Below are 15,812 nucleotides of genomic sequence, written 5' to 3'. Positions count from 1 at the left end.
TCTCCTGTTTCAGGGTCCTGTGGCGGACCGGTGCAGATGAAACGGAGATAGCGCCGGGGCGGATTCGAGACTCGAGCCGCATCTGAGCTTTTCCTGAGAATACATGAGGGCTAGGCTTGGTCCCGGCGAAACCTGCCCGGGTCACTACTGGTTCTGGAATATGAAATACACGTTCAATGAGTGTACGATTGACACCGATCTTTTTCAGATCTCGCGCCAAGGCGAGCGCAGCAGCCTAACGCCACAGACCCTGCATATTCTTGAATATCTCATTGCCAACCGCGATCGGGTGGTTCTGAAAGACGAGTTGGTCGAACAGGTTTGGCAGGGCCGGTTCATCACCGATGCAACCCTGTCGACGGCCATGAAAGAGGCCCGCCAGGCGGTGGGCGACAGCGGTCGCGATCAGCACACGATCCGCACCATCCATGGCAAGGGGTTTCGCTTTGTGGCCGAGCTCGCGCCGGCAGCTCACAAACCCCCGCCCGCGCCAGGGAGAGACCGGATCGTTCTTGCGGTTCTGCCGTTTCGCAGTCTGGGGTCTAGTCCCGATGATGCGTTTCTGGCCGAAGGTCTGACCGAGGACACGATTACGAACCTGTCCCGGTTTCCCGAACTGACCCTGTTGTCGCATCGTACAACCGCCCAGCTTGCCGACGAGAACCTGTCGAATTCGGGGATGTCAGACCGTTATGCGGTCACGCATGTGGTTGAGGGTAGCATACGCAGGTCTCAACGCCATTTGCGGGTGACGGTGCAGGTGACCGAGGCCAATGGCGGTAGGTTGGTCGCGACCGAGCAGTTCGACCGTGGCGGCGGGCCAGAGGATCTGTTTGATATTCAGCAGGACGTTGCCAGCCTCATTGCCGGTCGTCTTGGCAGTCGTCATGGATTGATGGCGCAACAGGTCGCTCGATCGATACCGGTGGGGCGCACCCAATCCTGGGACACTTATTTTCTGGTTGCGCAGTTCTATGAATATTACCGCACCTACAATCAGTCGCTGCACGCCGATATCCGCGACAGGCTGCAAGTTGCGCTGATAAAAGACAGCGGGTCGTCTGACGGTTGGGCGGCCTATGCGATGCTGTTGTTGGAAGAATACCGTTATCACATCAATCCGCGACCCGATGTGGATGCCTTAGCGCTGTCCGCGGAGGCTGCGCGCCGGGCGGTGGACTGCGACGCGCGAAATGCCTTTGCCCGGATGACCCTGGCACTGACCATCTTCTATCAGATGGACATTGCCGGGTTTCGCGCCGCAGCCAAGCGTGCGCTTGAACTGAATTCCGGTCATTGCGATGTTCTGGCCGAAATCGGGTCCTGCCATATGTTTCTGGGCGAATACGAGCGGGCGGTCGAACTGCTGGACCGGGCGATAGACCTCAGCCCGGTGCATCCCGGCTGGTACCATTATGCGCGCTGCTGGCTCTATGCGTCGCGAGGGTTCACTGAGGCTGCACTGGTCGAGATCGAGAAAGTGCCGATGCCCGATTTCTTCTGGTATCAGGCGCATCTGGCCTGGCTTCATGGTGAGTTGGGAAACACCGAACGGGCCCATGCGGCCGTTACAGCCATGCGAGAGATGTTCCCGCAGTTCGAGGATGTCGCTTATGATGAACTTGCATTAACCTGTATCACCCCGGACCGCGGAGAAATGGCTGTTCAAGGCTGGCGCAAGGCCGGGCTCAGGATCGCGGAGCGTCCTGCTTAGGCCGCGAACCTATCAGCGCGGGCAAGGCGATCAGACCCGAGACGGCAACCGCCGTGGCCAGGGCCGGATATCCACCCACCGCAATCGCGAGGCTTCCGGCTCCGCCACCCAATGCAAAGCCCAGAAGGTAGCGCGCCATGCCGGTGGCCGGCGAATCTGTCCGGTCCAGATAGAGCGGGAAGAACAGGAAAAGACCGAAGGCATTGATAAGGATCAACGCGCCCAGCAACGTTTCGGTCCGCGACAGGTAAGTGAGACACCCGGCAAGTGCGGCCAGAAGCAGACCGGTTATTCGCGCATGCAGGGTGATCCGGTGCGGTGTTGCTCCGGCAAGAAACGAGCCGATTGCGGACAATATCAGGCTCGCGGCCAGCCAGCCGCTGAGGCCGCCAAGCTGTTGTTCAGTCGCAAAAATTTCCAGAAAGGCCCAATAGGCGCCCATACAGACAAAGAAGGGCAGCAGGATCAGATCCCGTGCCCAATCAAGGCGCTGCGTGTTGCCATTGCCGGGCACGGGCAGCCTTTGCAGCAATAACAGCGCCTGCACCCCCGCCAGAACGGCCAGCAGAGGCAATAGCGACAGCCCGGTTGCAAAAATCCCAGCCAAAAGGACAAAAGAGATCACGCAACCAACCGAGATTCCATTGCCGATCATCCGCAGCGTTGTTGGTTTGCTGTCCGTTCGCGACAGGGCCAGGGCCAGAACGATACCCTGCGATAGGCCGACGGCGCAGGCTCCGGCAAAAAGAACCGGCGGGGCGATGGTCTGTGCAATTGCGGCACCCGCAAGTCCGCCGCAGGCAAGCCCCCCGGCGATCCGCGGCAGCGACAGATGCCCGGTAGACGACCCAAACAGGCACCCGGTGGCCGCGGAAACCAAAATGACGCTGGCCAACAGGCCGACGGCGACTTCAGAACTTCCGCTTTTGACTGCAAGCTCGGCCAGCCAGATCGGCATCGTGTTGAGGATGGTCACCGCAAAGGCGAGTATGAAAATGGATATCCGTTTCAGCTGTTCACCCTTGCGACGTCCGGGTTCCTTACGCGCTCAAGGTTTGTTCAATTAGACCGACGGGTCAATGATGCCGAACAAGCGGATGTAGCTCCTAAGCCGCTTCGGGCTCTGCAAATCCACCATTTTGCTGACCTCCTGATGGCTTCAATCTCAAATATCTATCCAGATGAGAGATCAGGGGATGTTCATTCCATCAAAGCCGGTCTCATAGCTTCTCAGGAAATTCTCAGGCTTGTCTCAAGTCTCGTTCCGCTTCTCTCTGTAGATCACTGCCATCGCAGGTTGCCCATAGTCCGAAAGCAATTGTGGAGCGCAGGAGAGGGAAAATGAATACTTGGGCCATCAAATACACCTTGCTGGTCACTGCAATTGCATTCGTGTCGCTCGGTTCTGCCCAAGCCCGTGACTTGCCGCAACCTCTGAATGACAGCGACTTCCTTTACAATGGTACCCCGAATGCAGAGGTCTTTGAACTGGGCCGGATGCTTTTCTTTGATCCAATCTTGTCAGGTAATCTTAATATCTCGTGTGGCACCTGTCACTCGCCAGGACATGGAACCGGTGACAACATTTCTTTATCTATCGGTGAGGGCGGTCAGGGCTTTGCCATGTCTCGCAAAACTGGTCCGATGGGTGTCGTTGGACGGGTCCCGCGCAATGCGCAACCGCTCTACAATGTGGGTGCAAGGTCTTACACATCCTTTTTTCACGACGGACGGCTTGAGCCTGATCCGATGGAAATTTTCCAAAGTGGTTTCTGGAGCCCGGCGCGCGAACACCTACCTGAAGGTTTGGACAACTTGCTTGCGGCTCAAGCCATGTTTCCCGTTCTTTCGCCCATCGAGATGGCCGGCCAGAAAGGTGAAAACCCGGTTGCCACTGCTGTGGCGGAAGACCGGCTGGTAGACGCCTGGTCTCATCTGGCCAAGAGGCTCGCCGATGTTCCCGAGTATCGTGCGATGTTTGAGGCAGCCTTCGGTCCCGGAGATGTAACATTTGTTCAAGCCGCAAACGCGCTAGCTGCGTTCCAGAGCAAGGCGTTTCGGTCCGAAGGTAACCGGTTTTTACAAGCACTGAGAGACAATGACCCATCGCTATTGAGTGACGCGGCGCGTGACGGAATGAACCTTTTCTTCGGAGAGGCAGGATGCTCTGGCTGTCATTCAGGCCCATTGATGACCGACCACAATTTCCACGCCATCGCAATGCCCCAGGTCGGTCCCGGTAAAGGCCACGGCAACGACACTGGATACTGGCGCGCCTCGGGTTTTATGGACCGGGTCGAGGACGAAGGGCGGTTCAGAGTCACGTTTGACCCAGAAGACAGGTTCGCATTTCGGACGCCCTCGCTCATCAATGTGTCGCTCACCGGACCATGGGGTCATAGCGGGGCCTACGACACGCTTGAAGCTGTCGTGCGGCACCATCTGAATCCTATCGTGTCATTGGAAGCTTATGACCCTGTGTCTCTGCCGCAGTTGGACGATGTGATCGAACAGACGGGCGAGGGATCGCAACTGATCTTCCGCCCACTGAACCCGGCGCGATCAGGCGCGTATGTTCTGCGGGATCAATGGGTTCAGTCCTCGGACAAACTCCGCAGCCGCATTGCGAGCGAGAACGATCTGGTGCCCAAAACTCTCTCGGACGACGAGGTGGACGCGGTCCTGGCCTTTCTCAGAAGTGCAAGTGATCCGGCCGTATTGGATCTTGTCGACCTCATACCGACGTCTGTCCCGTCCGGCCTGCCTCCGCAACCCACACAGTAAGAAGGAACGAACAAATGACTCAGAAACCACACAGATTCAGGGCGGCGCTCACCTTCTGGCAGCCATGCCGGGCAGGGCGGGCGATCCCGGCCGAGTTGGCTTTGTTCAACGGCCACGCTCTGAGAGGTTTGGGTGCAGATTCAATTCACGCCAGGCCTATTCAAAAACTCAATACCTAAATTCAAACTCAATTTTCGTAAATACTGAAAGGAAATACACATGAAACTCAATGCGCTTGTTTCATCTCTTTTGTGCAGCATCGCCATAGCGGTCCAAGCGGAAGAAATACCGCAATCCAACATCATGATGGCGGCATACGACGCAAAGCGAACCATGACGTTGAGCTTTATCTTCCATATTGATGAGGATTTGGCAGAACAAGACGTTTTCTTCGAGCGCGAGCCCGGCTCAGGTGAAGTGTATCGCCCAACAGGAGCGACACGCGAAATGGATGCGCCGTTATTTGCATCGGCAGTCGCCGTTCCGCACACACCTCTGCAAATCGATAATGTCGGACCCTGGCAGCGAGGCAAATCACTCAATATGACCCTAGGTGAGTGGTTTGCAGCGAAAGGCAGCGGAACCTACACCTGTGCTGACGGTCTCGGTGTTGTCGATCTGGAATTTGAAAACCTTGTTCCCAACGGGGTCTATACAGTTTGGCATGACTTCGCGATCTGGCCTCCGACTGAGCCGTTTCTGGGTTTCTACGACACGCCGCTCGGCGCGCGGGATGGGTCAGAAAACACCTTTGTTGCAGATGTAGTGGGCAGTGCCCGCTTTGTTCGAGAGATCATGCCGTGTCTGCAATTGACTGGTGAACAGCTGATCTCTGAGCTGGCAATTGCATGGCACAGCGACGGTGAAACACACGGGCCCTTGACGGGTGAGTTTTCCACGCAGACCCATGTTCATCTCTATGTGCCTCTGCCCAAAAGAACTGGATTGTAACCAGCTTTGGGCCCGTGCTTCAGCGCTGTTCAGCCCCAACTAAGATGGGTTCAATCACGTTAGCCTCCGGTCGACCAGGGAGTGCTGATGATCGGGTTTCAAGCGGCTCGATCGGAGGCATTTCAGACGGGCTGTGTCGCAAACTTTGGTCGACGTGTTGCACCTTCGCGCGGTTTGATCCAATGGCTGGTTGGTCTTTGACAACGTTTAGGAATGCCCAATGATCGACTTCAAAGGTGCACACTACCCGAAATCTGTGATCCTGTTCGCGGTCTATTTCTACGTTCGCTATGGCGTCTCTCACCGCGACCTGGAAGAGATCATGGCGGAACGTGGGGTATCGGTTGATCACGCGACGCTGAACCGCTGGGTCATAAAATACTTGCCTCAGGCCGCTCGCGAGGCGCAGAAACGGAAGGCCAACACCGCTGAATCTTGGCGCATGGATGAGACGTATATCAAAGTTCGTGGTGAATGGGTGTATTTGTACCGGGCCGTCGATCGTGATGGTCAAACCCTTGATTTCATGCTTTCGGAGAAGCGAGATACGAAGGCTGCAAAGAAGTTCTTCGCCAATGCATTATGCAACAATGGAATCCCGAAGCGGATCACCATTGACAAAAGCAGGAGCAACGCGGCCGGGATCAAGGAGATCAACAAGATCTTCAAGCGATTGCGGATACCGGTTAAGATCGACACTGTCAGATCTAAATACCTAAACAACATTGTCGAGCAGGATCACCGATTCATCAAACGGCTCACGAGGCCGATGCTCGGTTTCAAGAGCTTCGTCTCGGCTGCGGCAACACTCGCGGGGATCGAGACCGTCAACATGATCCGCAAGGGCCAGCTAGTACCTTCGACAAGCGGATTCCGTCAATTTGCAGAACTCGCTGGATAAAAACTGCCAGTCAAAGCGATAGCTTTGAACCACGCCAAAGTTTGCGACACAGCCCGGCACGGGTGCTGCTTGACCACGCGTCGGAATCGCGCTGACAAGTGGTCCTGCCTGTTGACCGGGTCGACCGGGCGATCCTACAAATGTTCCAGACGTTCATATGCGCATTGCCGCAGGAAGGAGGAGCCGCGGATGAACACCTTTCTGCGGATCGGAGGAGCCTGCGGCTTCTGGGGCGAGGCCCCACATGCCACGGCGCAGTTGCTGGCGGGTGGCGTCGATGTGCTGGTTTATGACTATCTGGCCGAAATCACCATGTCCTTGTTGGCCCGAGCCAAGGCGCGGGACCCTGAAGCGGGCTACGCGCCCGATTTCATCAAGGATGCCGTCACCCCGAACCTGACTGAGATTGCGCGGAGCGGTGTAAAACTTCTGTCCAATGCAGGCGGCATGAACCCTTCGGCTTGTGCGGCCGCTCTGCGGGCGGCAATCGACGCGGCGGACGTGCCTCTGAGCGTGGCGGTGGTCGAGGGGGATGACCTTCTCCCCCGCGCGCGCGATTATGCGCAAGCGACCGAGATGTTCTCGGGGGTGGCGATGCCAGCGCCGGATCGGCTTGCCTCGATGAACGCCTATCTGGGGGCGTTGCCGGTTGTTGCGGCCCTGAAGTCCGGGGCGGATATCGTAATCACCGGGCGCTGTGCGGATAGCGCGCTGACGCTGGCGGCCTGCATTTGGCGCTTTGACTGGGCGCCTGACAGCTACCACCTGCTGGCAACCGGATCGCTTGTCGGGCACCTGCTGGAATGCGGGCCGCAGGCAACAGGCGGCAATTTCACCGACTGGGAGGCGGCGGGCGATCTGGCCCTTATCGGCTATCCGATTGCAGAGGTGGCGGCAGATGGATCGATCCTGCTGAGCAAACCGCACGGCACTAGCGGAACAGTCACCCGTGCCTCGGTGGCGGAACAAATGCTCTATGAGATTGGCGATCCACGCACCTACCTGCTGCCTGATGTTATCTGTGACTTCTCCGAAGTGGTACTGGAACAGGCCGGACCTGACTGTGTCTCGATCACTGGGGCCAGAGGCCGCAAGCCGACCGGGCAGCTCAAGGTCTGCGCGACCTATCAGGACGGTTATCGCGGCGGCATGGTGTTTCAGATGATCGGGCGCGAGGCCAAACGCAAGGCGCGCACCTTCGCGCAGGCGGGGCTCGACCGGGCACAAGCGCGATTGCGGGACATGGGCGCGCCGGATTTCACCGAGGTCGCGCTTGAGGCATTCGGCGGGCACCCCGGATCGGGCGATTACCAAGAGGTCGCTTTCAAGGCGGCGGTCCGGCACCCCGATGCGCGCGCGGTGGACCTGTTTCTGAAGGAACTGACCGGCACCGCGCTTGCGACGCCGCCGGGCCTGCATTTCTTCACCGGGGCGGGGCGTCCGAAACCCTCGCCGGTTGTGGCGCTGTTCTCATTCCTGGTCGATGTGCGGGACATCACTTGCCGGGTGACGCTTGATGGCAATGAGGTGGCTTTTGCGCCAATCCCGTCAGCGCCTGCGCGGGATACGCCAGGACCGGCCCCTCTGCCACCTGAGCCTGACCGCAGCGGGGATCTCGTGCAGGTCACGCTGGAGACCCTCGCCTGGGCCAGATCGGGGGACAAGGGCGACAGCGCCAATATCGGTGTCATCGCGCGCCATCCCGACAGCCTGCCTCATATCTGGGCCGCTCTGACGCCCGGAGTGATCGCGGAGTTGTTTGAGCCCGAACTCAAGGGCGAGGTGATGCGGTTCTATCTGCCCGGATCGCAGGCGATGAACATCGTGATGACGCAAGTGCTGGGCGGCGGCGGGGTCGCCTCGCTGCGCAATGACCCGCAAGGCAAGAGCTTTGCACAGCGGCTGCTGTCGCTGTCCATCGCCGTGCCTGCGTTTCTGACACACCAAATGGAGGGCGGGGCGGAATGAATTTCACCACCCAGATCGTGACCGGTAGTGATACCTTTGCCGAAAACCGTCGCGCCATGCTCGCGCGGGTTGACGAGTTGCGCGGGCTGGAACAGCGGGCCGCCGACCTGTCCGAGCGCCGCCGCGACCGGATGGAGGCGCGCGGCCAGATGACTCCACGCGACCGGCAGGCCGCCCTGCTGGACCCGGGATTGCCCTTCCTGCAGCTGCACTCGCTGGCGGGCTATCTGACGGATAGCGACGACCCCGCGCAATCGGTGCCTGGCGCGTCGGTGCTGATCGGGATCGGTTATGTCTCGGGCACCCGCTGCATGGTGGTGGTCGATGATAGCGGCATCAAGGCCGGGGCCATGTCCGAGATGACCGCCGCCGCCTTTCTCAGCGCGCAGGAGGTCGCGCTGCGGCAGAAGCTGCCCTTCCTGCATCTGGTAGAAAGTGCCGGCGCCAACCTGATGGAATACCGCGTCGATCTCTGGTCCAACGGCGGAAAGCTGTTTCGCAACCTGGCCCGGCTGTCGGCGGCGGGCATTCCCAATCTGGCGGTGCTGCACGGGCCATCTACGGCGGGCGGGGCCTATATGCCGGGTCTGGCCGACTACGTGATCGGGGTGCGCGGCAACGGTATGGCGGCGCTGGCGGGGGCCGCACTGGTGCAGGCCGCCACTGGCGAGGCGGCGGAGGAGCGCGAGTTGGGCGGGGCCGAGATGCACGCCTCGGTCTCGGGGCTGGTCGAGTATCTGGCCAGCGACGACGCCGAGGCCATCGCCATCGCTCGTGATGTGGTGGCACGGCTTGGCTGGACGGGATCGCTGCCCGCCATCGACCGCAAGGGGGCACCTCCTGAGCATCCACCTGATGAGCTTGCCGGGGCGGTGCCGGTCGATCCGCGCACGCCATATGACATGCGCGAGATCGCGCTGCGGATCTCCGACGGGTCCGAATTTCGCGATTTCAAACCCGGCTATGGTGCCGCGACCGTCTGCCTGCAGGCGTCGATATGCGGCATCCCGGTGGGGCTGATCGGCAATAATGGCCCCATTGATCCCGACGGGGCCACCAAGGCGGCGCAGTTCATTCAGCTTTGCGGGCAGGCGGGCACGCCGCTGATCTTTCTGCATAACACCACCGGGTTCATGGTCGGCACCCGTTATGAGCAGGCGGGCATGATCAAGCATGGCGCCAAGATGATCCAGGCGGTGACTTCGGTCGATGTGCCGCGCATCGCGCTTTATGTGGGCGCCAGCTTTGGCGCCGGGAATTACGGCATGGGCGGTTATGCCTACGAGCCGGATTTCCTCTTCGCCTGGCCCAATGCCACCACCGGCGTGATGGGCGGCGCACAGGCGGCGGGCACGATGGAGATGGTGGCCCGCGCCGGGGCAGAGCGGCGCGGAGAGGCGGTGGACGAGGACAAGCTAGTGCAGCAAAGCGCACTGATCGCGCAACATTTCGACCGGCAGGCGGGGGCGTTCTATACCTCGGGCCGGTGTCTGGATCATGGTGTGATCGACCCGCGCGATACACGGCGGGTGCTGGGCTTGTGCCTGTGCACCTGCCTTGAGGCGCGCGCCCGGCAGGTCCGGCCCGGGTCTTATGGCGTGGCGAGGTTCTGAGGCGATGCGGTTTGACACGATCTTGATTGCGAACCGGGGCGAGATCGCCTTGCGCATCATCCGTACCGCCCGCACCCTGGGGCTGACCACCATCGCCGTCTTTACCGATGCTGACGCCGCCGCCCCGCATGTGGCCGCGGCGGACCGGGCGTTTCGGATCGGTACAGGGCCGGTGGGCGACAGCTATCTGAACGCCGACCGGCTGTTGGCGGCAGCGCGGGACAGTGGCGCGCAGGCGATCCATCCCGGCTATGGGTTCCTGTCGGAGAACACGGGCTTTGCCGAAGCCGTCGCGCAGGCCGGTCTGGTGCTGATCGGCCCGTCGCCCGAGGCCATGCGCATCATGGGTGACAAGGCCGCCGCGCGCGTGGCGATGATCGCAAGTGACGTGCCCTGCCTGCCTGGGTACGAAGGCCCCGATCAGAGTGACGAGGCGCTGATGCAGGCCGCCGAGCGGATCGGCTATCCGGTCATGGTCAAGGCGGCGGCGGGTGGCGGCGGGCGCGGGATGCGGCTGGCAGAAACGGCAGAGGAAATGCACGCGGCGCTGGCAAGCGCCCGGTCCGAGGCGACAGCGGCGTTCGGCTCTGACACGCTGATCCTTGAATGCGCGCTGACCGAGGCCCGGCATGTCGAGATCCAAATCATTGGCGATGCCCATGGCACGGTCCTGCATCTGGGCGAGCGCGATTGCTCGGTGCAGCGCCGGCACCAGAAGATCATCGAAGAGGCGCCATGCCCGGTCCTCACCGAAGATCAGCGCGCGCGCATGGGGGCGGCAGCGGTCGCGGCGGCGCAATCGGTCGACTATACCGGGGCCGGAACGGTCGAGTTTCTGCTGGATGGCGACGGGTCCTTCTATTTCCTGGAAATGAACACCCGCCTGCAGGTCGAACATCCCGTAACCGAATGCGTGACCGGGCTGGACCTTGTGGAATTGCAGATCGCGGTCGCGCAGGGCGCGCCTCTGCCACTGGCGCAAGCCGATGTGCAGATTACCGGTCACGCCATCGAAGCGCGGCTTTATGCCGAGGTCCCTGCCAATGGCTTCCTGCCCGCAACCGGCCCGGTGCACCGCTGGCACCCTGCCGAGGGGGACGGTCTGCGCATCGATGCCGGGATTACTGAAGGGCAGCAGATATCGTCCTATTACGACCCGATGCTGGCCAAGGTCGTTGCCCACGGCCCCGACCGCGACACTGCACTGCGCAGGCTGCAGCACGGCATAGCGGAAACCGTCCTGCTGGGCTGTGAAACCAACGCGGCGTTTCTGGCGGATGTTCTGGCGCAGCCCGCTTTTGTGACCGGTGAGGCAACTACCGGCCTGCTCGCGCAGGCCTATCCGGAGGGGTTCACCGCGGCACCGCCCGAACCGCAGGAGGTCGCGATTGCCGCATCACTTTTGCTACAGGACCGGCGGGACCGGATGGCAACGAGGGCCGGGGGCATCGATGCCGATCTGCTGGGATGGTCGGGTGCTCCGCTTGCCCCGACGTCGCTGCGGCTGCGCTGTGGCGGAGAACTGCACGAGGTGAAGCTGCGGGTCTGTGGGCAAGTCTGGCAGGCCGCGCTGGGCGAAGCGGCGTTTCACATCCATCTGACGCAGTGCGGGGAGCAGACAGTGGCCGAGATCGACGGTGCGCGGCGCAGTATTCACGCGCATCTCGGGGCCGGACGGGTCTGGCTGGCCTCAAAAGCTGGACAACGGGTGTTTGACGAGGTCGCGTCATATGACACTGCCCAATCGATTGAAACAAGCGGTCAGGTCGTCGCCCCGATGCCGGGCGTGGTGCTCAATATCGAGTGCAAACAAGGCGACAGGGTCGCGGCCGGTGACATTCTGCTCGTGATGGAGGCAATGAAGATGCAGCATCGCATCGTGGCGCCAATTTCGGGTCAGGTCGCACAGATAGGTGTCACCGCCGGACAGCAGCTTGATGCGGGGACCGAGATTGCCGAGATCACGCCCGATGTGGATCAGGGTAAATAGGAAAGGGGCGCAAGGATGCAGCAGGCAGCGGATTTCGTGGCCGAGAGTGAGATGCTCGATTCAGCGCTGGACACGACAAGCGGGCAGGGTTGGGATACTGTCACCCAGTTCAAAGACTGGACCCTGAACGATGTGATGGTGCATCTGCATTTCTGGAACGGCATGGTCGATCTGGCGTTGCGCGATCCCGACAATTTTGCTCGCGACAGCCGCGATGTGATGGCCGCGATCCAAGCCGATGGATTTCGCACAACCGAAAACGCCCGCGTTTCCGAACGTGGCCCTGCGCTGCGCGAGGCATGGCGCGCGCGGTATCTTGATATGGGTCCGCGCTGGGCCGCGCTTGACCCCAAGGCGCGGGTGCAGTGGGTCGGCCCCGAGATGTCGGTCCGCTCGGCGATGACGGCACGGCAGATGGAAACCTGGGCGCATGGGCAAGAGGTGTTCGATTGCCTCGGACAGCAGCGGCAGGAACAGGACCGCATCCGCAATATCGTCATGCTAGGCGTCAATACCTTCGCCTGGTCCTTTCGTGTGCATGGACGGGACGTGCCCGCGCAGATGCCACAGCTACGCCTGACCGGGCCTTCGGGAGACGAGTGGCGCTATGGCGAGGACGCAAAAAACACCATCACCGGCACGGCAGTTGATTTTGCGCAGGTCGTTGCCCAGACCCGGAACGTCGCCGATACCGGCCTTGCGGTCTCAGGGCCGGTTGCAGCGGAATGGATGTCGATCGCGCAATGTTTCGCCGGCGGGCCCGAGACCCCGCCCGCAGCGGGACAGCGCCATCGCCAGACCCGAAAGAACGTTACGTAGCAGCGCACGCTACCGGCTGGAATTTTCGCACCTGCTCGCTAGGCTCTTGCAAGCACCGCAAGAAGGAGTTTGCCCCATGAGTCTGTTTACGAGCACTGCAAGCTGGAAACTGGACGAGCACCAAATGTTTTCGGACATGGTGGGGCGGTTCATGGATGATGAACTGGTGCCGCATTCTGACGACTGGGCGGCCAATGGCGTTGTCGATCGCGCATTCTGGAGCAAGGCCGGAGAGGCCGGGATCATGGGCGGTGCGGTTGCCGAGGAATATGGCGGCTCGGGCGGCGATCTGGGGTTCGATTCGGTGGTTCTTTACGAACAGGCGGCCCGTGGTGATGCGGGCTGGGGCTATGGCATCCAGTCGATCGTGATCCACTATATCACCGCCTATGGCAGCGAAGACCAGAAGCAGAAATGGCTGCCCAAGCTGGTTTCGGGTGAAATGGTCGGTGCGCTGGCCATGACCGAGCCGGGCACCGGTTCGGACGTGCAGGCGGTGAGGACCACGGCCGAGAAAGATGGCAATTCCTACCGTTTGAACGGGTCGAAGATCTTTATCACAAACGGCCAGACCGCTGATCTGATCATTGTCACCGCCAAGACCGACAAGTCTCAGGGCGCCAAGGGTGTCTCGCTGATCGCGATGGAGACTGAGGGTGCCGAAGGGTTTCGCCGGGGCCAACCTCTCAAGAAACTGGGCATGAAGGGCAACGACACTGCCGAGCTGTTCTTCGAGGACGTCAAGGTGCCGATGACCAATCTGCTTGGTTCTGAAGAGGGGCAGGGCTTTTTTCAGCTGATGAAGCAATTGCCGTGGGAGCGTCTGACCATCGGAATCATGGCGCTGGGCGCGATCGATTTCGCTATCGCCGAGACCACCAGATACGTGCAGGAACGCAAGGCATTTGGGCAGAGGGTGATGGATTTCCAGAACACCCGCTTCAAGCTGGCCGAGTGCAAGACCAAGGCCGAATTGCTGCGCAGCTTCGTCAATGACTGTATCGCCAAGGCAGAAAAGGACGAACTGGATGCGGCCACCGCTTCGATGGTGAAATACTGGGGCAGCGAAACCCAGAACGAGGTCGTGCATGAATGCCTGCAGCTCTTTGGCGGCTATGGCTTCATGATGGAATACCCGATCGCGCGCCTCTATGCCGACAGCCGGGTGCAGATGATCTATGGCGGCACCAACGAGGTGATGAAAGAACTGATCGCGCGCTCGATCGATGTGTGAGCGGCGGTAAGAAGGCCGTTCGAACGGGGCTTATGAAAGGCGCTGCGAAGCGCCTTTTTTCCTTGGGACCTGCCTGTTCTTATACCGACCGCGTGATGCCGCCATCCACCCGGATGTTCTGCCCGGTGATATAACCGCCGCCCTCGGAGGCGAGGAACCCCACGACCGAGGCGATCTCGTCATAGCTGCTGCCATAGCGGCCCATCGGAATGCGGGCGCGGAATTCCTCTTTCTCCGGCAGGCTATCGATGAAACCGGGCAGCACGTTGTTCATGCGGATATTGTCGGTGGCGTAGCGGTCCGCATAGAGCTTGGCAAAGGCTGCCAGCCCGGCGCGGAACACGCCGGAGGTGGGAAAGACTGGATCAGGCTCGAACGCGGCGAAGGTCGAGATGTTGATGATCGACCCGCCACCCTGCGCCTGCATGATCGGGGTCACAAGGCGGGACGGGCGCACGGCGTTGAGGAAATAGACCTCCATGCCCAGATGCCAGTCCTCGTCACTCAGCTCCAGCACGTCGTTGCGGGGGCCGTGGCCCGCGGAATTGACCATCACGTCGACCCGGCCCCAATGGGCCATCGCCGCATCCACCAGCTTTTGCAGATCGTCATTGGACTGGTTCGAACCGGTCACGCCGACGCCTCCCAGTTCCTGCGCCAGTGCCTCGCCTTTGCCCGAGGAGGACAGGATGCCCACCTTGAACCCGTCTGCCGCCAGACGCCGTGCGGCATCGGCACCCATGCCGCTGCCACCTGCCGAGATCAGGGCTACCTTGTCTGTCATGTCATAATCTCCCGCTTGTTTTCTGCGGTCAGGATGACGCGATCTTGCAGATTCCACCAACAAGTTCCGCCCGCATCTCGTTGTAGAAAAACTATCGTCAACAATCAGCCACCGACGGAGGCGTCCGCGAGGCCGCGCGCGATCGCTTCGATCCGGTTGCGCAGCCAGCGATGCGCGGGATCGGCTTGCGAGCGTTCGTGCCAGACCAGATAGATCGAGACAGGTTCGCAGTCGAATGGCAGCGGTGCGCAGTCAAGCCCGGCCAGCGGTCCCTGTTTCATCAGCGCGGTATCGGTCGAGATCAAAGTACTTCCGCGCAGAAAAGGAGGGATCGCGTTGAAATGGGGCAATGTAACGACTGGTGCGCGTATCCGGGCCTGGTCGACCCCGCGCAGCGCGACTTGCGCACTGCGCCCGTCGGCGAAGCGCACGGCGACATGATCAGCGTTGCAATACGCCTCCCATGTCGCGGGCGGATCGCGCAGGTTTGCGTCGTAGTAGACCATCATCGGGCTGCTCAGCAGGCGTTTCTGATAGAGGTCGCGCGTATCCGGTGGTAGCGGTGTCAGCATCAGCTGGCAGCGGTTGCTGCGCAATAGATCAGCGTCCGGAACGCCCGAAGGCACGAAATCCAGCCGCAATCCGATCCCCTGCGCAAGGCTGTCCCGCAGCAGTGCGGGAAAGATCAGATCGCGCGGCATGTCATTGGTTGCAATGGCGAACTGCATGCCTTCGCGCTGCGGATCGAACGGGCGCGCATCAGTCAGCGCCTTCAGGCGGTCGAGTACCCCTTGCACCGGGTCCTTCAAGGTCAGCGCCCGCTCTGTCGGGATCAACCCCTGCCCGGACCGCACAAACAGCGGGTCGCCCAGCACCCTGCGCAGTTTGCCCAGCGTATGGCTCATCGCTGATTGCGTGACGCCCATCCGGTCGGCAGCTTTCGACACCGAACTTTCTTCGAGTATGGTGAGAAAACAGCGCAGAACCTTGCCGTCGAGCTCAGTGAAATCGAAATCATTCATGCCGGTTATTAATATACATGAATAGATTTGCT

General features: G+C 60.8%; 12 protein-coding genes. 9 read left to right on the top strand and 3 right to left on the bottom strand.

All coding sequences use genetic code 11. The features are described 5' to 3' along the window. Nucleotides 1-103: 103 nt before the first annotated feature. Nucleotides 104-1,714, top strand: a complete 1,611-nt coding sequence (locus tag AB1E33_RS16950; protein ID WP_372578461.1) for a winged helix-turn-helix domain-containing tetratricopeptide repeat protein — start codon at nt 104-106, stop codon at nt 1,712-1,714. On the opposite strand, the gene AB1E33_RS16945 is transcribed toward AB1E33_RS16950, so the two are convergent. Next, nucleotides 1,689-2,690 (bottom strand): hypothetical protein, encoded by a 1,002-nt coding sequence (locus tag AB1E33_RS16945; protein ID WP_372578460.1) that lies wholly within the window; start codon nt 2,688-2,690, stop codon nt 1,689-1,691. The two genes, AB1E33_RS16950 and AB1E33_RS16945, sit on opposite strands and share 26 nt — an antisense overlap. 365 nt (nt 2,691-3,055) lie before the next feature. Here AB1E33_RS16945 and AB1E33_RS16940 point away from each other — a divergent pair, with 365 nt between their 5' ends. The 8 genes from AB1E33_RS16940 (at nt 3,056) to AB1E33_RS16905 (ending at nt 13,974) form a co-directional block, all read left to right on the top strand. Next, complete coding sequence (locus tag AB1E33_RS16940) at nt 3,056-4,498, top strand: cytochrome-c peroxidase (protein WP_372578459.1); 1,443 nt, start codon at nt 3,056-3,058, stop codon at nt 4,496-4,498. Nucleotides 4,499-4,717: 219 nt separating this feature from the next. Continuing rightward, a complete protein-coding gene (locus AB1E33_RS16935) occupies nt 4,718-5,449 on the top strand; it encodes a hypothetical protein (protein ID WP_372578458.1) in 732 nt (243 codons plus the stop codon). Nucleotides 5,450-5,669: 220 nt separating this feature from the next. Further along, entirely contained in the window at nt 5,670-6,350 is a 681-nt protein-coding gene (locus AB1E33_RS16930; protein WP_372578457.1) for an IS6 family transposase, read from the top strand. 189 nt (nt 6,351-6,539) lie between these two features. Continuing rightward, the gene (locus AB1E33_RS16925) at nt 6,540-8,318 is read left to right on the top strand and encodes an acyclic terpene utilization AtuA family protein (protein WP_372578456.1); all 1,779 of its coding nucleotides are present in this window, start codon (nt 6,540-6,542) and stop codon (nt 8,316-8,318) included. Further along, on the top strand, nt 8,315-9,931 hold the full coding sequence (locus AB1E33_RS16920) for an acyl-CoA carboxylase subunit beta (protein WP_372578455.1): 1,617 nt from the start codon (nt 8,315-8,317) through the stop codon (nt 9,929-9,931). Before AB1E33_RS16925 ends, AB1E33_RS16920 begins: the two co-directional genes overlap by 4 nt. A 4-nt stretch (nt 9,932-9,935) precedes the next feature. Continuing rightward, nucleotides 9,936-11,921 (top strand): ATP-binding protein, encoded by a 1,986-nt coding sequence (locus tag AB1E33_RS16915; RefSeq protein ID WP_372578454.1) that lies wholly within the window; start codon nt 9,936-9,938, stop codon nt 11,919-11,921. A gap of 15 nt (nt 11,922-11,936) precedes the next feature. Next, on the top strand, nt 11,937-12,740 hold the full coding sequence (locus AB1E33_RS16910; protein WP_372578453.1) for a TIGR03084 family metal-binding protein: 804 nt from the start codon (nt 11,937-11,939) through the stop codon (nt 12,738-12,740). A gap of 76 nt (nt 12,741-12,816) precedes the next feature. Beyond that, complete coding sequence (locus AB1E33_RS16905) at nt 12,817-13,974, top strand: acyl-CoA dehydrogenase family protein (RefSeq protein ID WP_372578452.1); 1,158 nt, start codon at nt 12,817-12,819, stop codon at nt 13,972-13,974. Between the two features lie 79 nt (nt 13,975-14,053). Here AB1E33_RS16905 and AB1E33_RS16900 read toward each other — a convergent pair whose 3' ends face one another. Then, nucleotides 14,054-14,758, bottom strand: a complete 705-nt coding sequence (locus AB1E33_RS16900) for an SDR family oxidoreductase (protein WP_372578451.1) — start codon at nt 14,756-14,758, stop codon at nt 14,054-14,056. Between the two features lie 104 nt (nt 14,759-14,862). After that, entirely contained in the window at nt 14,863-15,780 is a 918-nt protein-coding gene (locus AB1E33_RS16895; RefSeq protein ID WP_372578450.1) for a LysR family transcriptional regulator, read from the bottom strand. Nucleotides 15,781-15,812 lie beyond the last annotated feature (32 nt).

Origin of the sequence: Ruegeria hyattellae, from assembly GCF_041537925.1 — a bacterium.
Taxonomy (GTDB): domain Bacteria; phylum Pseudomonadota; class Alphaproteobacteria; order Rhodobacterales; family Rhodobacteraceae; genus Ruegeria_C.
This window is presented reverse-complemented; position numbering and strand designations above follow the sequence as displayed.